This window comes from Klebsiella sp. EMBS2024 (genome assembly GCF_036233805.1).
Classification (GTDB): Bacteria; Pseudomonadota; Gammaproteobacteria; order Enterobacterales; family Enterobacteriaceae; genus Klebsiella; species Klebsiella pneumoniae.
The window spans coordinates 2,298,884-2,323,083 of sequence record NZ_JAZARW010000001.1 but is presented as its reverse complement, the minus strand read 5'-3'; the positions used below and the strand labels follow the sequence as shown (position 1 = coordinate 2,323,083).

The 24,200-nt window shown below is 63.3% G+C and carries 21 protein-coding genes and 2 pseudogenes; 20 read left to right on the top strand and 3 right to left on the bottom strand.

The features are described 5' to 3' along the window. Positions 1-4 precede the first annotated feature (4 nt). The 5 genes from mhpD (at position 5) to VZP09_RS10660 (ending at position 4,867) form a co-directional block, all read left to right on the top strand. Positions 5-811 (top strand): 2-keto-4-pentenoate hydratase, encoded by an 807-nt coding sequence (mhpD, locus tag VZP09_RS10680; RefSeq protein ID WP_032443910.1) that lies wholly within the window; start codon positions 5-7, stop codon positions 809-811. Further along, complete coding sequence (gene mhpF, locus VZP09_RS10675; RefSeq protein WP_017879921.1) at positions 804-1,754, top strand: acetaldehyde dehydrogenase; 951 nt, start codon at positions 804-806, stop codon at positions 1,752-1,754. Before mhpD ends, mhpF begins: the two co-directional genes overlap by 8 nt. Next, positions 1,751-2,767 (top strand): 4-hydroxy-2-oxovalerate aldolase, encoded by a 1,017-nt coding sequence (gene mhpE / locus VZP09_RS10670; RefSeq protein WP_328795119.1) that lies wholly within the window; start codon positions 1,751-1,753, stop codon positions 2,765-2,767. The genes mhpF and mhpE overlap by 4 nt, the downstream gene beginning before the upstream one ends. Before the next feature lie 75 nt (positions 2,768-2,842). After that, positions 2,843-4,039 carry a 3-(3-hydroxy-phenyl)propionate transporter MhpT gene (gene mhpT / locus VZP09_RS10665; RefSeq protein WP_004148691.1) on the top strand — a complete coding sequence of 399 codons (1,197 nt, stop codon included), beginning with the start codon at positions 2,843-2,845 and terminating at the stop codon, positions 4,037-4,039. A gap of 102 nt (positions 4,040-4,141) precedes the next feature. Continuing rightward, entirely contained in the window at positions 4,142-4,867 is a 726-nt protein-coding gene (locus VZP09_RS10660) for a polyphenol oxidase family protein (protein ID WP_328795118.1), read from the top strand. A 12-nt stretch (positions 4,868-4,879) separates the two neighbouring features. Here the strand turns inward: VZP09_RS10660 and VZP09_RS10655 are convergent, their stop codons facing one another. Continuing rightward, complete coding sequence (locus VZP09_RS10655) at positions 4,880-6,460, bottom strand: rhodanese homology domain-containing protein (protein ID WP_328795117.1); 1,581 nt, start codon at positions 6,458-6,460, stop codon at positions 4,880-4,882. 5 nt (positions 6,461-6,465) lie between these two features. Continuing rightward, positions 6,466-7,068, bottom strand: coding sequence for a cysteine dioxygenase (locus VZP09_RS10650; protein ID WP_002908526.1), 603 nt, complete (start codon positions 7,066-7,068; stop codon positions 6,466-6,468). A gap of 106 nt (positions 7,069-7,174) precedes the next feature. Between VZP09_RS10650 and VZP09_RS10645 the strand changes: the two genes are divergently transcribed. From VZP09_RS10645 to VZP09_RS10615, 7 genes and pseudogenes are all read left to right on the top strand, one after another. After that, positions 7,175-8,068, top strand: coding sequence for a LysR family transcriptional regulator (locus tag VZP09_RS10645; protein WP_014907422.1), 894 nt, complete (start codon positions 7,175-7,177; stop codon positions 8,066-8,068). A 144-nt stretch (positions 8,069-8,212) separates the two neighbouring features. Continuing rightward, positions 8,213-9,308: pseudogene (locus VZP09_RS10640) on the top strand (LLM class flavin-dependent oxidoreductase). Continuing rightward, positions 9,295-10,446 (top strand): acyl-CoA dehydrogenase family protein, encoded by a 1,152-nt coding sequence (locus VZP09_RS10635; protein WP_032434698.1) that lies wholly within the window; start codon positions 9,295-9,297, stop codon positions 10,444-10,446. Before VZP09_RS10640 ends, VZP09_RS10635 begins: the two are co-directional and overlap by 14 nt. A 5-nt stretch (positions 10,447-10,451) precedes the next feature. Beyond that, positions 10,452-11,414 (top strand): ABC transporter substrate-binding protein, encoded by a 963-nt coding sequence (locus VZP09_RS10630; protein WP_328795116.1) that lies wholly within the window; start codon positions 10,452-10,454, stop codon positions 11,412-11,414. Further along, on the top strand, positions 11,411-12,448 hold the full coding sequence (locus VZP09_RS10625) for an ABC transporter substrate-binding protein (protein WP_328795115.1): 1,038 nt from the start codon (positions 11,411-11,413) through the stop codon (positions 12,446-12,448). Before VZP09_RS10630 ends, VZP09_RS10625 begins: the two co-directional genes overlap by 4 nt. Then, positions 12,429-13,424 (top strand): ABC transporter permease, encoded by a 996-nt coding sequence (locus VZP09_RS10620; protein ID WP_040225811.1) that lies wholly within the window; start codon positions 12,429-12,431, stop codon positions 13,422-13,424. The genes VZP09_RS10625 and VZP09_RS10620 overlap by 20 nt, the downstream gene beginning before the upstream one ends. After that, positions 13,418-14,191, top strand: a complete 774-nt coding sequence (locus VZP09_RS10615; RefSeq protein ID WP_328795114.1) for an ABC transporter ATP-binding protein — start codon at positions 13,418-13,420, stop codon at positions 14,189-14,191. The genes VZP09_RS10620 and VZP09_RS10615 overlap by 7 nt, the downstream gene beginning before the upstream one ends. A 108-nt stretch (positions 14,192-14,299) precedes the next feature. Here the strand turns inward: VZP09_RS10615 and VZP09_RS10610 are convergent, their stop codons facing one another. After that, complete coding sequence (locus VZP09_RS10610; RefSeq protein ID WP_004891261.1) at positions 14,300-16,372, bottom strand: TonB-dependent siderophore receptor; 2,073 nt, start codon at positions 16,370-16,372, stop codon at positions 14,300-14,302. A 505-nt stretch (positions 16,373-16,877) separates the two neighbouring features. On the opposite strand from VZP09_RS10610, the gene VZP09_RS10605 reads away from it, so the two are divergent. The 8 genes and pseudogenes from VZP09_RS10605 (at position 16,878) to VZP09_RS10570 (ending at position 24,033) form a co-directional block, all read left to right on the top strand. Then, positions 16,878-17,699, top strand: coding sequence for an ABC transporter ATP-binding protein (locus tag VZP09_RS10605; protein WP_080851153.1), 822 nt, complete (start codon positions 16,878-16,880; stop codon positions 17,697-17,699). Beyond that, positions 17,696-18,721: a FecCD family ABC transporter permease gene (locus VZP09_RS10600; RefSeq protein WP_019705831.1), complete on the top strand. Its 1,026-nt coding sequence runs from the start codon at positions 17,696-17,698 to the stop codon at positions 18,719-18,721. Before VZP09_RS10605 ends, VZP09_RS10600 begins: the two co-directional genes overlap by 4 nt. After that, a complete protein-coding gene (locus VZP09_RS10595) occupies positions 18,718-19,770 on the top strand; it encodes a FecCD family ABC transporter permease (protein WP_004175715.1) in 1,053 nt (350 codons plus the stop codon). The genes VZP09_RS10600 and VZP09_RS10595 overlap by 4 nt, the downstream gene beginning before the upstream one ends. Next, positions 19,760-20,737 carry an ABC transporter substrate-binding protein gene (locus VZP09_RS10590; protein ID WP_073557710.1) on the top strand — a complete coding sequence of 326 codons (978 nt, stop codon included), beginning with the start codon at positions 19,760-19,762 and terminating at the stop codon, positions 20,735-20,737. Before VZP09_RS10595 ends, VZP09_RS10590 begins: the two co-directional genes overlap by 11 nt. Next, positions 20,703-21,636, top strand: a pseudogene (locus VZP09_RS10585) (MurR/RpiR family transcriptional regulator). Before VZP09_RS10590 ends, VZP09_RS10585 begins: the two are co-directional and overlap by 35 nt. A gap of 92 nt (positions 21,637-21,728) precedes the next feature. Further along, positions 21,729-22,496 carry a basic amino acid ABC transporter substrate-binding protein gene (locus VZP09_RS10580; protein ID WP_032421441.1) on the top strand — a complete coding sequence of 256 codons (768 nt, stop codon included), beginning with the start codon at positions 21,729-21,731 and terminating at the stop codon, positions 22,494-22,496. A 63-nt stretch (positions 22,497-22,559) separates the two neighbouring features. After that, positions 22,560-23,324, top strand: coding sequence for an amino acid ABC transporter permease (locus VZP09_RS10575; protein ID WP_004151161.1), 765 nt, complete (start codon positions 22,560-22,562; stop codon positions 23,322-23,324). Beyond that, entirely contained in the window at positions 23,311-24,033 is a 723-nt protein-coding gene (locus VZP09_RS10570; RefSeq protein WP_002908374.1) for an amino acid ABC transporter ATP-binding protein, read from the top strand. The genes VZP09_RS10575 and VZP09_RS10570 overlap by 14 nt, the downstream gene beginning before the upstream one ends. Positions 24,034-24,200 lie beyond the last annotated feature (167 nt).

Here is a 24,200-nt window from a genome sequence, read left to right as displayed (position 1 = left end):
AATGATGACTTTTTCTCTTGACGCGCTGGCCCGGCAGCTCCGCGACGCGGAACAGAGCGGCCAGGCGATCGCCCCGCTGCGCGATATTCTCGGCGTCGACAATGCCGACGCCGCCTATGCCATCCAGCGCCTGAACGTCCAGCACCATGTGACCCATGGCCGGCGGGTGGTGGGCCGCAAGGTGGGCCTGACCCATCCCAAAGTGCAGCAGCAGCTGGGCGTCAATCAGCCGGACTTCGGCACCCTGTTTGCCGACATGTGCTACGGCGACAACGCCGAGGTGCCGTTTGGCCGCGTGCTGCAGCCCAAGGTGGAGGCCGAGATCGCCCTGGTGCTGAAGCAGGATCTGCCGCATGCCGATACCACTTTTGATGAACTGTATAACGCCATCGAATGGGTATTGCCGGCGCTGGAGGTGGTGGGCAGCCGCATTCGCGACTGGTCAATCGGCTTTGTCGACACCGTCGCCGATAACGCCTCCTGCGGCCTGTACGTCATTGGCGGCCCGGCGCAGCGTCCGGCGGGACTGGATCTGAAGCAGTGCGCCATGCACATGACCCGCAACCAGGAGCTGGTCTCCAGCGGCCGCGGCAGCGAGTGTCTGGGGCATCCGCTGAACGCCGCAGTCTGGCTGGCGCGCAAGCTGGCGAGTCTCGGCGAACCGCTGCGGGCGGGGGATATCGTGCTGACCGGGGCGTTAGGCCCGATGGTGACGATTAACGAGGGGGACAGCTTTGTCGCCCATATCGAAGGTATTGGCTCAGTCGCGGCACGCTTCGTTGCCGCCGGAGAAGGAGATCGTGATGCGTAAACGTAAAGTCGCCATTATCGGCTCCGGGAATATCGGCACCGATTTAATGATTAAAATCCTGCGCCACGGCCAGCATCTGGAGATGGCGGTGATGGTCGGCATCGACCCGCAGTCGGATGGCCTGGCCCGCGCCCGGCGCCTGGGCGTTGCGACCACTCACGAAGGGGTGGGCGGCCTGATGCAGATGGCGGAATTTGCCGACATCGATTTTGTTTTTGACGCCACCAGCGCCGGGGCGCACATCAAAAACGATGCCGCGCTGCGCGAAGCGAAGCCGGGGATCCGCGTTATCGACCTGACGCCGGCGGCGATTGGCCCGTACTGCGTACCGGTGGTCAACCTCGCGGACAATCTCCATCAGGGTAACGTCAATATGGTGACCTGCGGCGGGCAGGCGACCATCCCAATGGTCGCCGCGGTCTCGCGAGTGGCGAAGGTGCATTACGCGGAGATCGTGGCCTCGATCGCCAGCCAATCCGCCGGGCCGGGCACGCGGGCCAATATTGACGAATTTACCGAAACCACCTCGCAGGCGATTGAAAAAGTCGGCGGCGCGGGCAAGGGCAAAGCGATTATTGTACTGAACCCGGCGGAGCCGCCGCTGATGATGCGCGATACCGTCTACGTCCTGAGCGAGCTGGCGTCGCAGGAGGCGATTGCCGCCTCGATCGCCGAAATGGCGGCGGCAGTGCAGGCTTACGTCCCAGGCTACCGGCTGAAGCAGCAGGTGCAGTTTGAGGTTATCCCCGAGGACAGGCCGGTCAACCTGCCAGGCGTCGGCTGTTTTTCCGGCCTGAAAACCGCGGTTTACCTCGAAGTGGAAGGGGCGGCGCACTATCTGCCAGCGTACGCGGGCAACCTCGATATTATGACCTCGGCGGCGCTGGCGACGGCGGAGCAAATGGCCGGGGCAATGCACAGCGCGGCGGGAGCGACAGCATGAACGGTAAAAAACTTTATATCTCGGACGTGACGCTGCGCGATGGTATGCACGCTATTCGTCACCAGTATTCCCTGGCGCAGGTGCAGNAGATCGCCGGCGCGCTGGATAAGGCTGGGGTCGACTCCATCGAAGTGGCCCATGGCGATGGCCTGCAGGGATCCAGCTTCAACTATGGCTTTGGCGCCCACAGCGACATCGCGTGGATTGAAGCGGCGGCGGCGGCGGTCAGCCAGGCGAAAATCGCCACCTTACTGCTGCCGGGCATCGGCACGCTGCACGATCTGAAAGCGGCGCATCAGGCCGGGGCGCGGGTGGTGCGGGTCGCCACCCACTGCAGCGAAGCGGACCTCGCCGCGCAGCATATTGCCTTTGCCCGCGAGCTGGGGATGGACACCGTCGGTTTTCTGATGATGAGCCATATGATCTCCCCGCAGGAGCTGGCGCAGCAGGCGTTGAAGATGGAATCTTATGGCGCGACCTGTATCTATGTGGTGGATTCCGGCGGGGCGATGAACATGAACGACATTCGCGACCGCTTCCGCGCCCTGAAGGCGGTGCTGAAGCCGGAGACCGCCACCGGGATGCATGCCCATCATAATCTGAGCCTCGGGGTGGCGAACTCGATCGTCGCGGTGGAAGAGGGGTGCGATCGCATTGACGCCAGCCTGGCCGGGATGGGGGCGGGGGCGGGCAATGCGCCGCTGGAGGTGTTTATTGCCGCCGCCGACAAGCTCGGCTGGCAGCATGGCACCGATCTCTACGCCCTGATGAACGCGGCCGATGAGCTGGTGCGGCCGCTGCAGGATCGCCCGGTGCGTGTCGACCGCGAAACGCTGGCGCTGGGCTACGCCGGAGTCTACTCCAGCTTCCTGCGCCACAGCGAAGCGGCGGCCAAGCGCTATGGCCTCAGCGCGGTGGATATTCTCGTCGAGCTGGGCAAGCGGCGGATGGTCGGCGGCCAGGAGGATATGATCGTCGACGTCGCGCTGGATCTGCTTAACCGCAATAAATAACTAAGAACGTGCGGCTGACAAAGCATCAGCCGCCAGTCACCTGCTCCGTTTGTTCGGCTATCGCCAAGGTACCCTATGACCAAGATAACGACTGCAACCCCCTCGCGCCTGGTGGTCACCATCGGGCTCTGTTTTATGGTGGCCCTGATGGAAGGGCTGGATCTGCAGGCGGCGGGGATCGCCGCCGTCGGCATGGCGCAGGCCTTTGCGCTGGATAAAATGCAGATGGGCTGGATCTTCAGCGCCGGGATCCTCGGCCTGCTGCCCGGCGCGCTGGTGGGCGGCATGCTGGCGGACCGCCACGGGCGTAAGCGCATTCTGTTGGGGTCGGTGCTGCTGTTTGGCCTGTTCTCGCTGGCCACCGCGCTGGCATGGAGCTTCCCGACGCTGCTGCTGGCGCGCCTGCTCACCGGCGTCGGGCTCGGGGCGGCATTGCCGAACCTGATTGCCTTAACCTCGGAAGCCGCTGGCTCACGTTTCCGCGGCCGGGCGGTAAGCCTGATGTACTGCGGCGTACCCATTGGCGCCGCGCTGGCGGCAGCGCTGGGCTTTTCCGGTCTCGCCGCGGCCTGGCAGATTATTTTCTGGATTGGCGGCGTGGTCCCGCTGCTGCTGATCCCGTTGCTGATGCGCTGGCTGCCGGAGTCGCAGGCGTTTCAGCGCGCGGAGGCCAGCGTGCCGCTGCGCACCCTGTTTGCCCCGGGCCAGGCCGCCGCTACGCTGCTGCTGTGGCTGGGTTATTTTTTCACCCTGCTGGTGGTCTATATGCTGATCAACTGGCTGCCGATGCTGCTGGTGGGCCAGGGATTCCGCGCCAGCCAGGCGGCGGGGGTAATGTTCTCTCTGCAGATCGGCGCCGCCTGCGGCACGCTGCTGCTGGGGGCGCTAATGGATAAGCTCACCCCGCTGCGGATGTCGCTCCTGATCTACAGCGGCATTCTGGCGTCGCTGCTGGCGCTGGGCAGCGCGTCGTCGCTGACTGGGATGCTGCTGGCGGGGTTTGTCGCCGGGCTGTTCGCCACCGGCGGACAAAGTGTGCTTTACGCTCTGGCGCCGCTTTTTTATCCCGCGGCCATCCGCGCCACCGGGGTGGGCACCGCCGTGGCGGTGGGGCGTCTTGGGGCGATGAGCGGCCCGCTGCTGGCCGGCAAGATGCTGGCCCTCGGCACCGGCACCGTCGGGGTGATGGCGGCCTCGGCGCCGGGCATTGTGCTGGCCGGCGTGGCGGTGTTCTGGCTGATGCATCGCCAGCAGCGCGCGGCCATGGTCTGATATGCATCCGGCGGTCTGGTAAAAAAATGCCGGGCCGCCGCCTTGCCTGTCCGCGTCCCCTGGCCTAAGGTAAGACATCATTCCCTGACGCTTATCGTCCCTATGGCTTACACCTCCCGTTTGCTCAATGCGATCCCTGGCATCCGCCACGCTTTTCTCGATGTCCATGAAACCGCCGCCTTTCCCTATGCCGAGCTGGCTCCGGTGAAGCTGGTGCATGGTAATGAGATTCATCATTATCAGCAGCCGCTGCCGACGCGCCCGCACGCCGACGCGGTGTTTACCGCGGTAGCCGGGCAAAAGGTGGGGGTGGTGACCGCCGACTGTCTGCCGCTGCTGATCGCCTCGCGCGACGGTCGCTACGTCTGCAGCGTGCATGCCGGCTGGCAGGGGCTGGTCAGCGGTATTGTCGACAACAGTCTGGCCTGTTTTCGCCAGCAGGGGGTGGCATTGGCCGATCTGGTCATCGCCGTGGGGCCGCATATTCACCCCTGCTGTTACGAAGTCTCCGCCGGATTCTATCAGCAACTGCTGGACCAGCCCGGCGGTGACCGAGTGGCCCGCCATCGCCAGCGGCTGTTCCATTCCCGTTCGGGCCCGGTCAGCGATCCGCTCAAAGCCGCCGCACGCGGCAGCGATAATCTGTGGTTTGATCTGCGCGCCTTTGCCGATGCGATCTTCGCAGAGGCGGGGGTGGCGCCGGCGAGCGTTGAATGGCTGGGGAGTTGTACCTACTGCACCCCGCAGTCGCTGGGCTCCTACCGGCGCCGGACCCATTTTCCGGCGCCGAAGAGCTTTCAGTATTCGTGGATCATGCGCGAAGCCTGAGGCGGGCTCGCGCTAGAGCACCCGAAAACCGTGGGTGCCGTCGCGGGCCAGCTGATCCACGAGGCCATACTCCCACTCCAGATAGGCCTGCATGGCCTCGGCGGAATTATCGGTTCCTTCGTACGGACGACGATAGCGGTCACGGCGCTCGACGGCGAGGCCGCTGTCGCCATGCGCCAGCGGCAGACCGGCGGCGATCCACGCCAGCGTCCCGCCGGTAAGCAACTGCACCGGTTTACCGGTCAAGGCCGCCACCTCCGGCACCGCGTAGCGGGCCAGCAGACTGCTGCCGCAGGTCACCACGTAACGTTGGGCGGGAGGGATTGCTTCCAGGGCCTGGCGCAGCTGCGAGCGCGTTAGCCACCACGCGCCGGGGATATGGCGAGCGACAAAGTTGGCGCTGGTGGTAAAATCGAGCACCACCGTACCGGGTTCTTCCAGCTGTTGCGCCAGCTGCGTCGGGCTTATCTCCTCCGCCTGCGGGCCGGGCGGCACCTCGGCGGCAGGCACCCCGCGTTCGCTCAACTGGCTGGTCGACAGCGCGCTCAGCCGCGCCGTCTCCCAGCCCATCTGCGCCAGCCACGAGCCGGTTATCGCCGCCCGGATGCCATCGTCATCCAGCAGCACAATGCGCGCCCCTCGTACGCTGGCGAAGTGGTCGGTCTCCTGCACCAGCTGGCCGCCTGGCGCGCTCAGGCTGCCGGGATAGTGACCCGCCGCGTACTCTTCGGGGCTGCGGACATCAAACAGGAAGGTGGTGCGGTCGCTCTGCTGCAGCCAGCGTTGCAGCGTGGCCTCATCGATGACCGCCACCCCGGCCCGTTCGGCAAGATGCGCCACCTCAGCGGCCCGGGCGCCGGAGGCGCGGGCGGAGGGATCGTATTGCCGCTGCTGCTGGTGCGCCAGCGTCTGGCCGGCCAGCGTCCAGCCGATAGTGCCATTGCGCAGGGCATGGACCGGGTTTGGCACGCCGGCGTTGATCAGCGACTGGGTGCCGATGATGCTGCGGGTGCGTCCGGCGCAGTTGACGATAACCGGCGTCTGCGGGGAGGGCGTCAGGCTCTCTACCCGCAGGGCCAGCTCGCCGCCGGGCACGCTGATGCTGCCGGGGATGCTCATGGTCTGGTACTCATCGAAGCGCCGGGCGTCGACGATCACCACCTCCTGCCGGCTGTCGATGAGCGCCTGAACCTCCTGGGCGCTGAGCGACGGTGTGTGACGCACGCTTTCCACCAGCTCGCCAAAGGCTTTACTGGCGGAGTTGACGTCCTGAAACAGCTCGCCGCCGCTGCGGCGCCAGCCGGCGAGACCCTCGGCCAGCAGGGCCACATCCTGATAGCCCCAGGACCGCAGCCGTTCGACGGCGANCTCCGCCAGACCCTCGCCGTTGTCGTAGACGGTGAGCGGGGTGGTGAAGCGCGGTATCCGCCGGCGGACCTCCAGCTCCAGTTTGCTGAGCGGCAGATTGACGGCAAACAGCGGATGAGCGGTGGCGAAATCGGCCTCTTCACGGACGTCGATCAGCGCCAGTTCACGACGGTCGAGCAGCGCCTGGCGGATCCCGGCGGCCTGGCGATAAGCGTAGGTGGACATAGTGGTTATCCTTGATGTTCGCGGGAGGAATCCCAGATATTGGGTAAATGGCGGTTAGAGTAGCCGGAGATAAACGGTTTCTGCTGCCCTTCCGGGGTATACACGGCGCGCTTCACCGCGCCGATATTGCCGCCGTAGACATGAATGCTGATGGAGACGCGATCCGCCAGCGCATTGCTGACGCGATGAATATCGCCATCGTCAGCGGAGACTTTCTCCACCTGGCCTGCTTCCAGAAGCGTGGCGGCGCCCAGCGCGCGCGGTATGCCATCGGCATCCAGCTGGTAGCGCTGGTTTTCCTCCGCGCCGCGCAGCATCCCAATGGCTCCCCACACCCGGTGGTCATGGATCGGCGTCGCTTGCCCCGGTCCCCAGACGAAGCTGACAATCGAGAAGCGCTCCCCGGAGTCGGCATGCAGCAGATACTGCTGGTAATGGTGCGGATGCGGCAGGGTGTACTCTTCCGGCAGCCAGTCGTCGTAACGCACCAGCGCCGCCAGCCGCTGCGCCACGGCGTCAAGCAGCGGGGCGGTCTGGTGGTGTTCGCGGTGCAGGCGGTCTACCTCATGAATGAAATGGCGTAATTTTTCCAGTCGTGGTGCAGTCATGTGCGGTTCCTGTCAGAGGGACTGGTCAAAACGCTAACAGAGGCGTTAATATTATTTAAATGCAATTTACGCATATATTAATATGCAAATTTCACATAAGGTTCCTATGCGCATTGACGATATCGACGCTTTGCTGGCCACGGTGCAGTTTTCCTCCCTCAATCAGGCTGCGGAATATCTGGGGATCACCCAGTCGGCCATCACCCGGCGCCTGCAGCGTCTGGAACAGGAGCTGAACGTCACGCTGTTAGAGCGCCAGACCCGCCCGCTGACCCTGACCGCCGCCGGACACCGGGTGTACGAGCAGTGTCTGAGCATTAAGCGTGAGACGAAAAAACTCTACAGCCTGTTGGATCCGGAAGGCGAGCCGCGCGGCGCGCTGCGTCTCGGCGTGCCGCAGAGTCTCAGCGAGATTGCCCTGCCGGCGGCCCTGTCGGCGCTGAGCCAGCAGTTTCCCGGACTGTCGCCGCAGATCACCTGCGGCTGGAGCGGACAGCTGCAGCGCCGGCTGGAAAACGGCGAGCTGGACGGCATGCTGGCGATGGGGCCCGCCCAGCAAAGCTTCGCCGAGGGCTACAGCGGGCGCCTGCTGTGTCCCCTGGAGGTGGTGCCGATCGTCGGCCGGCGTTTGAATTTGCGCGCGTCATCCCTGCGGGAGTGCGCCGAACGGGGCTGGATCCTTAACCCCGACGGCTGTGGCCTGCGCGCCGGGCTCATTCGCGAGCTGCAGAGCCAGGGATTGCGGTTGACGCTCAACGTCGAGAGCGCGGGCGCGCAGCTGCAGATAGCGTTGGTGGCGCAGGGGCTGGGGCTGGGTCTGGTGCCGAGGGCGGCGCTGGCCAGCAGCCCGTGGCGGGACGAGGTCGCGGTCCTCAGCCTCAGCGATTTTCAGCCTGCGGTCTCACTGTGGCTGATCCACGCCCAGTATCTGGCGAACCTGCAGCCGCCGCTGACCTTTTTTGCCAGCAAAGTGGTTCAGCAGCTGACCGTATCCGACTGAAAGCACTATGCATTTTTGTTTAATGCTAATTAAGCATATTAAGATATGATAAAAATGCATTTTGCTCATTAACACGCTCTGTATAGGGTAATGACCAGCGCCGCTGTCGCGGCCACTCCATTACCCTGACGCAAGGAGTTGTTCATGAGCATTCAGTTTCTCGGCATGATTGGCCACCGCCTCTCTTCCGAAACGATTGCCCCGGTGGGGCCGATCTTTGACCGCGACTATATCGTTCGCTTTGCGCAAACCCATGAAGCCGCCGGGTTTGATCGTCTGCTGGTCGGCCACTGGTCCGATCAACCCGACGGCTTTCTGGTGACGGCCCTGGCCGGGTTGTCGACGCAGAAAATTCAGTACCTGCTGGCCCATCGCCCCGGTTTTGTTTCCCCAACCCTTGCCGCGCGCAAATTCGCCACCCTTGAGCACCTGCTGGGGGGCCGCTTGGCGGTGCATATCATCAGCGGCGGCAACGATGCCGAGCAGCGCCGGGATGGCGATTATCTCGACCACGACCAGCGCTACGCCCGCACCGACGCCTTCCTCGACACCGTGCGCCAGGTGTGGACCAGCGAGCAGCCGGTGGATATTCACAACGATTTCTATCAGGCCGAGCAGGCCTGGTCCGCCATTCGCCCGCTGCAAAAGCCGCATCTTCCCATCTACTTCGGCGGCTCGTCGGAAGCGGCCATCGCCGTCGCCGGCAAACATGCCGACGTCTTCGCGCTGTGGGGCGAGTCGCTGGCGCAAACCGGCGAGACCATCCAGCGGGTGCGCGCCGAAGCGGCGAAACACCAGCGTGATATCGGCTTCAGCGTCTCGTTCCGGCCGATTATCGCCGACAGCGAAGCCGAAGCCTGGGAGAAGGCCGAGCATATCCTGCACGTCGCCACCGAGCAGGCGGCGCAGCGCGGAGGCGGGTTCAAAGCCAAACCGGAGAGCATCGGCGCCCAGCGGCTGCGGGCCACCGCGGCGCAGGGCAGAGTGGTAGACAAACGTCTGTGGACCGGCATCGCCCAACTGGTGGGCGGCGGACATAATTCCACCGCGCTGGTGGGCACCCCGGAGCAGGTGGCGGATGCGCTGCTCGACTACTACGACCTCGGCGTGCGTAACTTTCTGATCCGCGGCTTCGATCCGCTGAACGACGCGGCCGACTATGGCCGGGCGCTGCTGCCGATCGCCCGGGAAAAAGCCGCCCGGCGTGCGGTGGCGGAGCGCGCATCGTGATCCATCCTGAGCGCGACGACTGGGCCCGGCAGCTGACGGCGCTCCGCCAGCAGATGGCGGAGCAGGCAGCCAGCCTTGACGCCAGCGGCGAGTTTCCCTGGCCTAATATCGACCATCTGCGTGCGGGGGGCTGGTTAAGTCTCGCCGTGCCGCCATCCTGCGGCGGCGCGGGCGCCAGTCTGGCCCAGCTGCAGCAGGTCATCGCCGCCATCGCCTGGGGAGAGCCGGCGACAGCGCTGATCGTCTGCATGCAGTATCTCCACCATTTGCGGCTGGCAGAAAATGACGCCTGGCACGCGCCGCTGCGCCAGCAGGTTTTTCACGATGCTGTCGAACACGGTGGCCTCATTAACAGCCTGCGCGTCGAGCCGGAGCTGGGCTCCCCAGCGCGGGGCGGCCTGCCGGACACCGTGGCGACCCGTCGCGCGGAGGGCTGGGACATCAGCGGCCATAAAATTTATACCACCGGCATTGAAGGGCTGCGCTGGCTGGCGGTGTGGGCCAGAAGCGATGATAACCCGCCGCTGGTGGGTACCTGGCTGGTGCCTGGCGACAGCCCGGGTATCACGGTGGTGAAGAGCTGGGATCACGCCGGGATGCGGGCCACCGGCAGCCATGAAGTTATTTTTAACCACGTTCGGGTGGCGGCAGAGCACGCGGTGGATGTCTGGCCGGCCGATGCGCCACCCGCCGCCCAGGCCGAACCGTTTCGCCTGTTCGCCAACCGGCAGACGGCGCTGCTGGCGGCGATCTATGACAGCATTGCCCACGCCGCTCACGACTGGCTGGTGAGGTGGCTGGCGGGGCGGGTGCCCGCCGGTCTCGGCCATCCGCTCTCTCGTCTGCCACGGGTGCAGGAGAAAGTCGGGCAGATCGCCGGGCTGCTGCTGGTCAACCGCAGCCTGCTGGAGCAGGCCGCCGCGCTGCGCTTTTCCGCCATCGAGGCCAATCTGGCGAAAGTCACCATCACCGACAACGCCATTCAGGCGGTGAATATCGCGCTCGAGCTGACCGGCAATCATGGTCTCAGCCGACAAAACCCGCTGGAACGCCACTACCGCAATGTGCTCTGCGGACGGGTACATACCCCACAGAGCGACAGCGCCTGGCTGGCAGCTGGCAACTTCGTCTTTCAATCACAAGGATAATCACGATGCGTCTATCATTTTCAGGCCGGGTGGCGGCCGCGCTGATGCTGCTGGCGCTGGGCGGCTACGCGACAGCGCAGGAGCGGCTTACCCTGCGTATCGCCGATCAAAAAGGCGGCATGCGTTCGCAGCTGGAGGCGGCCAACGCCCTGCAAAATCTCCCTTACGACATTAAGTGGGCCGAGTTCCCGGCCGCCGCGCCGCTGGCGGAAGCCCTCAACGCGGGCGCCGTGGACGCGGGGATCATCGGCGATGCGCCGTTGCTCTTCGCCCTGGCCAACGGTGCGCCGGTCAAAGCTATTGCCGTGGATAAAAGCAACCCGGCGGGGACCGCGGTGCTGGTATCCCCCGGCAGCACGTTAAAAAGCGGCGCTGATTTAAAAGGCAAACGCATCGCCACCGGTAAAGGGTCGATTGGTCATTTCGTGGCGCTGAAAGCGCTGGAGCAGGCGGGGATTTCACCGAAGGAGGTGCAGTGGGTGTTCCTCGGCCCGGTGGACGCCAAAGTGGCGTTGCTAAACGGTTCGGTGGGCGCCTGGGCGACCTGGGAGCCCTACACAACCCAAATGGTGAAGACCAACGAGGGGCAGATCCTGGTGAGCGGCAAAGGGCTGCTGCCGGGGAATACCTTCCTCGCGGCAACGGATTCCGCGCTTAACGATCCGCAAAAACGCGCCGCGCTGCAGGATTATCTCCAGCGCCTGGCCGGCGCCGAGCGCTGGGCCTACGCCAATCTCGACAGCTACGGCAAAACGTTGGGGGAGATCATCCGCTTCCCGGCGGAGATCGCCCGCGCGCAGTTTGCCAACCGCCAGTCGCAGTGGCAGCCTCTGGCCGAGGAAACAGTGGCCCAGCAGCAGGCAACGGCGGACTTTTATCTCGCCAACGGCCTGATCCGCACCCGGCTGGACGTGAAGCCGACCTTTGACCGCCGTTTTAGCGTGCCCGCCGCCGAGGTGACGCCATGACCAGAACCCCTTTTTCCCGCCGCCGTTTTTTACAGCTCAGCGGCGGCCTGGCGCTGGCCGGGGTCTCTCTGCCGCTGTGGGCTCATGATATGGCGGACATGGCCGGCGGCGATGCCCATCCGGCGCTGCGCCTGCCGCAGCCCTACAAGATCAAGCTGGCGATCAACAAAAGCGCGGTATGCCTCGCNCCGGTCGCCGTCGCCGAGCAGCAGAAGATATNCAGTAAATACAACCTCGACGTTGAGTTTGTTAACTTCGGCAGCTCCACCGATGTGCTGCTGGAGGCGATCGCCACCGGTAAGGCCGACGCCGGGGTGGGGATGGCGCTGCGCTGGCTGAAGGCGCTGGAGCAGGGCTTTGACGTCAAGCTCACCGCCGGGACCCACGGCGGCTGTCTGAACCTGCTGACGGCCAAAGACTCGCCGTTCGGCGGCCTCGAGAGCCTGAAGGGTCACACCATCGGCGTCACCGACATGGCCGGACCGGATAAAAACTTCTTCGCCATTCTGCTTAAGCGCCACGGTATCGACCCGATCAGCGACGTGCAGTGGAAAGTCTACCCGGCGGATCTGCTCAGCGTGGCGCTGGACAAGCGCGAAATCGCCGCCATCAGCGGCAGCGAGCCGTTTAGCTATCGTCTGCTGGAGACCGGCAAGTATCAGCTGATCGCCAGCAATATGACCGGAGATTATGCCAACCTCAGCTGCTGCGTGCTGGGGGTGAGCGGGAGCCTGGCGCGGGACCATAAACCGGCCGCCGCGGCGCTCACCCAGGCGATCCTTGAGGCGCACAGCTATGCCGCTGCGCATCCGGAAAGCGTGGCGCAATCCTTCCTCGCCCATGCCCTGAATACCAGTGAAGCGGAGGTGAGCGGCATCCTCCACGGGCAGGGCCACGGCCATCACGCGGTGGGCGAAGCGTTCGTGAAAGAGCTGACGCAGTATGCGGTCGACCTGCAGCGGGTGCAGGTGATCAAGCCGGGTACCGATCCCCATCAGTTCGCGGAGAGTATCTATGCCAACGTATTCGCCTGAGCAGGCTCTGGCGCGCCCCACCGGCCGCGCGCCGCTGTGGGGAGAAGGGCTGCTGGCCGCCACGCTGTGGCTGCTGGGCGGTCTGTTTACTCTGACCTGGCCCGACGCCGGGCGGCGCTGGCCGTTTAGCGAAGGCTGGGCGCTGGCGCAATTCACCCTCGGCGGCGGCTTGTTGCTGCTGGCGCTGAGCTATCGCTACTGGCGGGCGCGCGGCGCGCGTGTGCTGCATGCCGGCAAGTGGCTGGCGCTGCTGCCGGTGCTGTTTGCTGTCTGGGAAGGGCTGACCGCCAAAACTGCCGTGCTGCCGGTACCATTCTTCGCGCCGCCGCAGGCGCTGATCGAGGTGCTGCACGACGACTGGCCGCGCCTGCTCGACAGCCTGCTGCACTCCCTGGGGCTGCTGGGGCTTGGTGTGCTGCTGGGTACCAGCAGCGGGTTCATCACCGGTCTGGCCATCGGCTGGTCGCAACGGATTGGCTACTGGGTGCATCCGGTGTTACGTCTGCTGGGGCCGGTGCCGTCCACCGCGCTGCTGCCGCTGTGCCTGTTTATTTTTCCCTCGAGCTTCGGCGCCAGCGTGTTTTTGATCGCGCTGAGCACCTGGTTCCCGGTCACGGTGCTGACCTGGTCCGGAGTGATGGGCATTGATAAGGCGTGGTACGACGTGGCGCGGACCCTCGGCGCCAGCCAGTGTTTCCTGATCCTGCGGGTGGCGATCCCCGCCGCGTTGCCGAACGTCTTTGTCGGCCTGTTTATGGGGCTCGGCGCGTCGTTTTCGGTGCTGATTGTCGCCGAAATGGTCGGGGTGAAGTCGGGGATCGGCTTTTACCTCCAGTGGGCCCAGGGCTGGGCGGCCTATCCTAATATGTATGCCGCGCTGCTGGTGATGGCCTTGTTATGCTCCGGCCTGATAAGCGGATTATTTATGCTGCGTGACCGGCTGCTGAGCTGGCAGCGAGGAGGGATGCAATGGTAACCGAGACGATAGCGCGCGGCGCGGCGGTATCCATCAGCCATNTTCATCATGCGTTTACGCTTGGCAAACAGACGGTACCGGTGCTGGAGAATATTAGCCTGCAGCTGCGCCCGGGGGAAAGCGTGGCGCTGCTGGGCCCTTCCGGCTGCGGTAAATCAACCCTGCTGCGGCTGCTGGCGGGGCTGGAAGCGCCGCAGAGCGGACAGATGCAGATCGACGGCGCGGCGCCCGGCGCCCCGGGGCCGGAGCGAATTCTGGTGTTTCAGGATCCGACGCTCTATCCGTGGCTGACGGTGCGGCAGAACGTGCTGCTGGGGCCGCAGGCGCAGGGCAAAAAGGGGCTGGAGGCGAAGGCAGACGCGTTGATTGACCGCATCGGGCTGCAGGCCTTCAGCGAGGCGTGGCCGCGGCAGCTGTCCGGGGGGATGGCGCAGCGTGCGGCGCTGGCGCGCGCCTTGTTGAACGAACCGCGTCTGCTGCTGCTCGACGAGCCGTTGGGCAAACTCGATTCGCTGACCCGCATCAGTATGCAGCGGGAGCTGATCGCCCTCTGGCAGCAGCAGGGGTATACCAGCCTGCTGGTGACCCACGATATCGAAGAGGCGCTGCTGCTGTGCGAGCGGGTGCTGGTGATGTCGCCGCGTCCGGGGCGGATTATCGCCGAGTTTGCGCTGCCGCTGGCTTTTCCCCGTCATCGCGATAACCCGCAGCTGCTGCAGCATCGTCAGGATATATTGCGCATCCTCGGCCAGGAGGCGGACTGGTAAGCTGAACGCATTCCCCGGTGGCGCTGCGACAAATGTCACGGAAANGTAGGCCGGCGCAAGCGCAGCGCCGCCCGGCAATGAATATCCGGCGCGACGCCATGGTCCGGCTTAAAAATCCATCTTCACCGTGAACTGCACTTCGCGCGGGTCGCCAATCTGGTTGCCGAGATTATTGGTGCCGATCGAGGAAGTGTAATAGGTCTTATCAAACAGGTTCTTCACATTCACCTGCAGCGTCACCGGATACTGCAGCTTCATCTTATAGGCAGCAAACACATCCGCCACCGCATACCCCTGCAGATAATAATCCGCGCCGTTGGTGCCGGAACGCTTGCTGACCGCGTGGCCGCCGCCGCCGACGGTCAGGGTGTTGCTGTTATAGACGTTATGAATGTCATAGGTCAGGAACAGCGAACCGGTATGTTTCGGTACGTTTGGCAGCGGTTTCCCGGCGTAATCCGGATCTTCCAGCACTTTGGCGTCGGTGTAGCCGTAGCTGGCGATCACGCTGAGGTTATCGGTGATGGACCCCGCCAGATCCACTTCCACGCCCTGGGAACGCACTTTGCCCGCCGTTTTGGCCACCGTCTCATCGCCAATGCTCTCGGTGTACAGCACGTTACGCTTATGAATATCAAACAGCGCGATATTGGCGGTAATGCCGTTTAACAGGTCGAATTTGGCGCCCACTTCGTAAGAGGTGGACTCTTCCGGCGGCAGCTCGCCGATATAGCTGGCGATTGACGACTGCGGCATAAACGACTGGGCGACGTTGGCGAACAGGGAGACGTTCGGCGTGACCTTGTAGACCAGGCCGGCTTTCGGCGTCCATTTCTCATCGCGGCTGTCGGTATTGACGTTAAACGGTCGGCCTTTACCGGCGTACTGGGTGTAGTACTGGTAGCGCACGCCGGCGACGGCGATCCAGTTGTCGGTCAGGTACAGCGCGTCCTGCACGTATGCGGCATAGCTCTCCTGCTGGATCCGCTGGTCGCTGTCGGAGGCGGAGACGGTATTACAGGTGTCGAGAGTGCCGTAGACCGGATGATAGATGTTAAAGCCTTTAACGTTCTTACAGCGCAGCATATCGGTGCGCAGCAGATCGTAATTCTCATAGGCGACGCCGGTCAGCAGCTCGTTATAAAAGCCGCCCACTACCACGTTGCCCTGCAGGTCGGCGCGGGTGGAGTGCATCTTCTGCGTTGAACCGTGGGTACCATCGACCCGGCGGGTGAGGTTGCCGGTCGCCGAATCATAGGCCATCACCCGCGCCTGGTTATCGTTATAGTGATCCTGGCTGTAGCTGTAATCGAAGCGCGCGGTCCAGGCGTCGTTAAGGCGATACTCGGCGTTGAGCTGAGCGAGATCGGAATAGCCATCGGTAATATTAAACGCTTCATCGAAGCGGGTTTTGCGATCGACGTTAACCGCATGGCCGGTATTCAGATCGAAGATAGTGCCGCGATCAAAGGGGGCGCTGTAGTCGCGGTGCGAATAGGACGCGGTCACCGTTGCCCGCTCGCCAAACCAGGTCAGGGAAGGGGCGATAAAGCTGCTTTTGTTTTTACCGAAATTGCGCCAGTAATCCTCATTCTGATATTCGCCGATCAGTCGGTACGCCAGATTTGTGCCTTCGATGGGGCCGGTGATGTCGACGCTGCCGGTGCCGCCGCCAAAGCTGGTGGAGGTCCCGGAAACCGAACCGGAGAACTGCCGCTCCGGCCGTTTAGTGATGACGTTGATCAGCCCGCCGGGGTCGAGGATACCGTACAGCGTCGAGGCGGGCCCCTTCAGGACTTCCACCCGTTCGGTGGCGGCGTTAAAGCTGCGCGGCAGCACGGTGCGCAGGCCGTTGGTCATGATCGAGCCGTCGCGGTTGGCGCCGAAGCCGCGGCGGGTAAAGGCGTCTTGGGTACCGCCGAGGGTGTTGGTCTGCACCACGTTAGCGACGTTATACAGCGCCTCATCGAGTGAGGTGGCGTGCTGATCTTCGAGAACCCGATCGCTGACGGTATTGACCACCTGGGGAATATCCAGCAGCGGCATCGAGGTTAGCGTCGCGGTGGCGGAGCTGAGCGGCTGATAGCCGCTGGTGGCGCTCTGCTGCGCGCCGTCGGCCACTACGGTGATGGTCTCTTCCGCGTCGTTAGTACTTTTCGCCGCGCGATTGTCGGCGGCCATTAATCCCGGTGAGGCTAAAAAAAGAAGCGAAAAAAGCGCGCGCCCTGGCAACGTCCTGCAGGCGACATGGGGTTGAGTCATTATCTGTTTCTCGTGAACGAATCTGCCTTTGCGGTCAGATTAAGCCAATAAAATCATTGCCCTGAATAATAAAAGCACTCTGTTTAGCGTCTGAATGCGCCTTCAGATGTGTAATTGAGAATCATTCAATCATGAAGGGATGTAGTAGTAAACGTTATGCAAGATAAAAATTCAGCGGCGAGGAACAGGACGTTTTAAACACCTCCAGTAGGGAATGTTCTGTAGTTATCTATCTGATATTATTTTATTTTAATTATATTGCGTTGGCATAGTCTCGCTGTAGTCAGCGTCCCCGTCTGAAGACGATGGCGAGTATTGACTACTACATTCATCCCCGTCATGATCAAAAGAGAATGAGATTTATTTTGATTTGACTGCAGAATGTCCAGCTATCGCCTGGAACGCTGCGGCGCAGGAGCGAGTTATGCCACAGCGGGTGAAACCTGCAGAGCAGGGGATCGTACTGGATGCCCTGTCGGCCGGCTACGGCCAGACCCTGATCGTTGACGATATCAACCTGACCATTCCCACCGGCAAAATGACGGTGCTGGCCGGGGCGAACGGATCCGGTAAATCCACGCTGCTCTCGACCATCGCCAGAATGCTGAAACCGCTCGGCGGCTGCGTGCGTCTGGACGGGCAAGCCATTCACCAGATGCCGACGAAGACCGTCTCGCGCCAGCTGGGCATCCTCCCGCAATCGCCGTTGACCCCGGAAGGATTGACCGTTTTCGAGCTGGTCTCGCGCGGGCGCTACCCGTGGCAGGGACTGATGCGCCAGTGGTCCGAGGCCGATGAGCTGGCGGTAGAGGAGGCGCTGCGCTTAACCGGTACCGCCGAATTCGCCCATCTGCCGGTGGACAGCCTCTCCGGCGGCCAGCGTCAGCGCTGCTGGATCGCCATGGCGCTGGCCCAGCAAACGGCCACCATTCTGCTCGATGAGCCGACCACCTGGCTCGATCTGCGCTATCAGGTCGATATCCTCGAGCTGCTCCAGACCCTCACCCGCGAACATGGCCGCACGGTGGTGACAGTGCTCCATGACCTTAACTTTGCGGTGAACTACGCCGATCTGCTGGTATTCCTTAAACAGGGGCGCATCGCCGGCACGATTAGCGACAACGATGTCTGTAGCCCTGAGCTGATTAAACGCGTGTTTGACGTTGACGTGCAGATGTCGATTAACCCGCAAACCGGCAAACCCTTCTTTATGCCGTTTCGCGACCGCCAGACAGCGGCACAATGAGCGTGGCCATTCTGCTTTCCGCGCGGCGTCGCCCCCGCCCCCGGCTGGCGCTGCTTCTGCTAACGCTGCTGCTTATCGCCGCCTCGCTGGTGCATCTTGGCTTAGGCGCCCGCTGGATCGCCCCGCAGACGGTGCTGCGAGCGCTGCTGGAGTACGATCCGCGCAACTTTGAGCAGCGGATTATCATCGATCTGCGTCTGGTGCGGCTGGCGGCGGCACTGCTGACCGGCGCGGCGCTCGGCGTCGCCGGGCTGCTGCTGCAGACGGTGATCCGTAACCCGCTTGGCGAGCCGCATATTCTCGGCCTCAACGCCGGCGCCTCGCTGGCGGTGGTGGCGACCTCGGCGCTGGGCCTGTCTCTCGGCGCTTTCCCCGCCGGGCGCCCGCTGACCGCCGCCTGCGGCGCGGGGCTGCTGTTCGGTGGCGTGATGGCGCTGGCCTCTGCCGGGCGCGGCGGGGCGACGCCGCTGCGTATCACGTTGTGCGGAGTGGCGCTGTCAGGGTTTGCGTCGGCGGTGACGGCGGCGATATTGATTCTCGATGAACAGACGCTGCTGGCGATGCGTACCTGGCTGGCCGGCGACCTGGCCGGACTGAACTGGAGCACGCTGCAGACGGCGCTGGTTCCGGCGCTGATCGGCCTTGGCGTCGCGCTGCTCATTGCCCCACGCCTCAACGTGCTGGCGCTGGGGGATAAGGTGGCGCTGGGCCTTGGCGTTAATCTCGTCCAGACCCGGCTGCTGGGTCTGCTGGCGATTGCGCTGCTCTGCGGCGCGGCGGTGGCGGTGGCCGGGCCGATCGGCTTCGTCGGGCTGGTGGTGCCGCACGTGGTGCGCCGTCTGGTGACGGAAGACATCCGCCTGGCGCTGCCCCTGGCTGCGCCGGTGGGAGCGCTGGCGCTGGTGCTGGCGGATATCGCCGCCCGGACGCTGGTCGCGCCGCAGGAGCTGGCCACCGGAGCGATGACCGCCCTGGTGGGCGCGCCGTTGTTTATCTTTATCGCCGCGAGGTTTTTTAAATGACGCGCGCCGTTCACCGGGCCGGTTTTCGGCCGCTGGCTTTCGCCTCCCGTCATCTGCTGCTGCGCCCGGCGGCGTTAAAAATTGCCGCCAGCATAGTGCTGACGCTGCTGGCGCTGGGGCTGTACAGCCTTAGCCGCGGCAGCTATCCGCTGCCCGCGTCGACGCTGGCGCGGGCCCTGCTGGCGCCCCAGGAGATGGGCGAGCAGCCGCGCTTTATTCTGTTTGATATCCGCCTGCCGCGGATCCTGATGGCGCTGCTGTGCGGGGCCATGCTGGGGCTGGCCGGCGCGGCGATGCAGAGCATCACCCGTAACGGGCTGGCCGACCCGGGGCTGATCGGCGTCAAAGAGGGGGCCAGCATCGTGGTCCTGGCGCTGGTGCTGTTTTTCCCGGCGGTAGGCCTGGTCTGGCGGCCGCTGGCGGGGATGGTCGGCGGCATAGCGGTGGCCCTGCTGGTCCTGACGCTGGCCCGCGACTGTTCGCGGCCGCGCTTTATTTTAATTGGCATCGGCGTCTCCTGGAGCCTGGCGGCCGCGGTCGGCATCTTTATGACCACCGCCGACGTACGCGACGTGCAGACGGCGATGATCTGGCTGGCGGGCAGCCTGCAGGCCGCCACCTGGCCGCTGCTGGCGGTGGCTTTTTGCTGGGCGCTGCCCGGGGCCATCATCCTGTTCTGTACCGCCCGGGCGGCGGACGTGGCGCTGCTGGGCGACCGGACCGCCATCGGCCTCGGCGTACGTCTGCAGCAGCTGACGGTGCTGCGCTTTTTTGCGCCGGTGCTGCTGACCTCGGCCAGCGTCTCCTGCGTCGGCAGCCTTGGATTTGTGGGCCTGATGGCGCCGCATATGGCGCGTTTCGTGCTGCGCGGCGGCCAGGTATCGCTGCTGTGCGGCAGCGCGCTGATTGGCGCCTTGCTGGTGCTGGCGACCGATACCCTTGGCCGGCTGGCGTTTGCCCCGCTGCAGATCCCGGCGGGGATTGTCATTGCCCTGGTGGGCTGCCCGTTCTTCGTTGTCTTGCTCTGGCGTCGCCGTGATGCCCTTTAACCAGGAAGGTAGTATGCGTTGGTTCGTCTCATTGCTGCTGTTGCTGACGGGGGCCGTCAGCGCCGCCGCCCCACAAACTCAAACTTTCACCGATGATTTAGGCCGCACCGTCACCGTCCCGCTGCATCCGCAGCGTATCGTTTCGATGCACGATCTCGATATTACCATTCCGCTGATTGAGCTCGGGGCGCCGCCGATCGCCAGCCACGGCCGGACGCGCCCGGACGGTAGCCACTACCTGCGATCCAGCGCCCAGCTCACCGGCGTCGATTTCGACAACAGCGATATCCGCTTTATTGGCACCGCCGATATCGATCTGGAAGCGGTAGCCGCCGCCAGGCCGGATCTGATCATCACCGAGCCCAGCCGCCACGTGTCAGTGGAGCAACTGGAGAAGATTGCCCCGACGGTGAGCATCGACCATCTGCAGGGCAGCGCCCCGGAGATTTACCGCAAGCTGGCGCAGCTGACCGGCACCCAGCCGCGGCTGGCGATCCTCGAGCGCCGCTATCAGGAACAAATTAAACAGCTGAAAGCGATGGTCAACCCACCGCAGTACAGCGTCTCAGTGATCCAGGCGAACAACGGCAAGGTCACGGTGCATCATTCGTATCATGCGCTGGGCCGGGTGCTGCGCGACGCCGGGTTCCGCTTTCCGCCGCTGATTGAGCGGATCCCCGATGGTCAGCGCATTGACGTCAGCGCGGAACAGCTGCCGGAGCTGGACGCTGATTTTGTCTTCGCCACCTGGCGGTCGGATACCGGCGGTAAGCCGCAGGATGAGCTGCAGGCGATGGAAGGCGTGATGCCCGGCTGGTGCGACTTTCTGCGCGCCTGCCGCACCGGGCACTATATTTTACTGCCGCGGGAAGAGGTGATCTCCAACTCCTACGCCGCGCTGTCTCTGATGGTGGCCCAGGTGCAGTCGCATATTGCCGGCAGGCCGATCCCGGCGGAGGCCAAATGAAAAGCGCGGTAAAAAAAGAGAAGGGCAAAGTCGATCTGTTCGGCGAACGCTATCGCGCCCGGGCGCACCAGCTCTCCCCCCGGCTGCGGGCGGTGGTCAGCTATATCAACGACAACCGCGAGGTGGTGCTGGAGCATACGGCGATGGAGATCGCCACCGCGACCCAGACCTCCGACGCCACGGTGGTGCGTGCCATCCAGGCGCTGGGCTTCGCCGGGCTGCGCGAGCTTAAGCAGACCATGGAGCGCTGGTTCGGCACCTCGGTCACCTCGGCGGAAAAGATGCGCTCGACGGTTACCGCGCTCTCCAGCGACGTCAACTCCAGTATTGATTTTGTGCTTGAAGGCCATCAGCGGGTGTGCGAGGTCCTGTCGCGGGCCGACAACCGCGCGGCGGTGGCTCAGGCGGTGGCATTGCTCAGCGACGCGCGCCAGGTGGGGATCTTCGGTATCGGCGCCTCGGGGATCCTCGCTGAATACACCGCCCGGTTGTTCAGCCGTATTGGCCTGCCGGCGTACGTGATGAACCGCACGGGCTTTAGCCTTGCCGAACAGCTTATCGGCCTGCAGCGCGGCGATGTGCTGATCATGATGGGGCAAAAATCTCCCCATCGTGAAGGATTGACCACCCTGCGCGAGGCGAAGCGGCTGGGTATTCCGACCATCCTGCTGACCCAGGCGGTGGACTCGCGCTTCAGCCAGGAGGCGCAGGTGGTGATCGACGTCCCGCGCGGCGGGGACAGTAGCCGGATGCCGCTGCACGGTACGGTGCTGGTCTGTCTCGAGATGATTGTCCTGTCGGTGGCCTCTACCACGCCACAAAAAACGGTGAAATCCCTGAAGCGAATCAACGATCTGCATCGGGCTATCGGTAAATCCGGCGGTAAACGGGGCCATTGAGAAGATAATTCACCAGCGGGAAGGTTTCCGGTTGCATATAAAAGTGAGTGTGTGTATTTTTATGCAAAATAAATGCATAAAAAGGAAGTCTCATGGTCAAGAATTTGCTCAAAGCGTGTTGCATGATAGCCGCGCTGACGGCTGCCGGACAGGCGGCTGCGGAAACCTATACCGTCGGCTCCGGCGGCACCTACCGGCCGTTTGAATTTGAAAACAGCCAGAAACAGCTGGAAGGTTTCGACATCGACATCATCAAAGCCATCGCTAAAGCCGAAGGCTTTGACGTCAAGCTGGTCAATACCCCATGGGAAGGCATCTTCGCCACGCTGAACACCGGCGACCGCGACATCATCATCTCCGGGATCACCATCACCGATAAACGCAAACATATGGTCGATTTCTCCGCGCCGTACTTCCCGGCCGAGCAGTCTATCGTCGTCGCCCAGGACTCGCAGGTGGATTCGCTGGCGGCCCTGAAAAACGAGAAGGTCGGGGTGGTGAACTCCAGCACCGGCGATATCGTGGTTTCTGAGGTGCTGGGTAAAAACAGCACCGCGATCAAGCGCTTCGACAATACCCCGCTGATGCTCCAGGAGCTGTTTGAGGACGGCGTCAGCGCCGCGGTTGGCGACGTCGGGGTGGTGAAGTACTACATCAAACAGCACCCGGAGAAGCAGTTCAAGCTGGTGCCGGATGCCAAATTTGAGCGTCAGTATTTCGGTATTGCGGTGGCGAAAGGCAACAGTGAACTGCTGGGCAAAATCAACGCCGGGCTGCAAAAGATCGTTGCTGACGGGACTTACGCCAAAATCTATAAAACCTGGTTCGACGACAACGTGCCGACGCTGCCAGCGCAATAATCCACCTTTTTCAGTGACCACGGCTATCGCCCAGGCGATAGCCGTATTTTTTAGGGAAGGACTATGACGGGATTCCGTTGGGAGATCATCGAGGAGTACGGCCCGCTGTTTGTGGACGGCGCCCTGATGACGATTAAATGTACCATTATCTGCGTGATCCTCGGGACGCTGTGGGGGTTAACTCTCGGTCTCGGGCGGATGGCGAAGGCCGAGCACGGGCCGTGGAAATATATTCTCCGCTACCTGGTGCAGTTTCCGGTGCGCTTTTACGTCAGCGCCTTCCGCGGCACGCCGCTGTTCGTGCAGATTATGGTGGTGCACTTTGCGCTGGTGCCGCTGTTTATCAACCCGCGCGACGGCCTGCTGGTGACCAGCGGCCTGATGAGCGCCGACTTTGCCCGCGAGCTGCGCGCCAGCTACGGGGCGTTCCTCTCCTGCATCGTGGCGATCACCCTTAACGCCGGGGCCTATGTGTCGGAGATTTTCCGCGCCGGCATCCAGTCGATCGACAAAGGGCAGATGGAGGCCTCCCGCGCGCTGGGCATGCCGTGGTGGAAAACCATGCGCAAGGTGATCCTGCCACAGGCGTTTCGCCGTATTCTGCCGCCGCTGGGCAATAACGCCATCGCCATTGTCAAAGACTCGTCGCTGGCCTCGGCGATTGGCCTGGCCGATCTGGCCTATGCCGCGCGCACCGTCTCCGGCGCCTACGCCACCTACTGGGAACCCTACCTGACCATCTCTCTGGTCTACTGGGTGATCACCTTCCTGCTGGCGCAGCTTGTTAACCGTCTGGAAAAGAGGTTTGGCAAAAGTGATTCACATTAATAACTTACATAAGCGCTTCGGCGACAGCCACGTGCTGCGCGGCATCAGCTGCGATATTAAACCGCAGGAAGTGGTGTGCATCATCGGCCCATCCGGCTCGGGGAAAAGCACCTTCCTGCGCTGCATGAACGCCCTGGAGACGGTCAGCGAAGGCGAGGTGGTGGTTAACGGCTTTGCCGCCCACGACCGGACCACCGACCTCAACAAGATGCGCGAAAGCGTCGGCATGGTGTTCCAGCGCTTTAACCTGTTCCCGCACATGACGGTGCTGGAAAACCTGATCATGGCGCCGATGAATCTGCGCAATATGCCGCGCCAGCAGGCGGTCGACCTGGCGGAAGCCTTGCTGGCGAAGGTGGGCTTAAGCGATAAGCGCGACGCCTGGCCCTCGAGCCTGTCCGGCGGCCAGCAGCAGCGGGTAGCCATCGCCCGNGCGCTGGCGATGAAGCCGTCGATTATGCTGTTCGATGAGCCCACTTCGGCGCTGGATCCGGAGCTGGTGGGCGACGTGCTGGAGGTGATGAAAAACCTCGCCAGCGAGGGGATGACCATGGTGATCGTGACTCACGAAATGGGCTTTGCCCGCGAAGTGGCCGACCGGGTGATCTTCATCGACCAGGGCGTGATTCAGGAAGAGGGCAAGCCGGGGCAGATCTTTAGCGCGCCGAGCAACCCACGCACCGCCGCGTTCCTCAGCAAGGTGCTGTAAACCGAGCGGGCTGGCGCCAGGCCAGCCCGCTGAGCATTCCGGGTGTATTGATGAAGCTTTTAATCATCCGCGCAAACATTGACTGGGCTCATATATCCCGCGATAACCCCTTTGTTAATCTCAGGGTGTCGATTAGGACTTCTCCAGGAAAATAACGTTGGAAATCT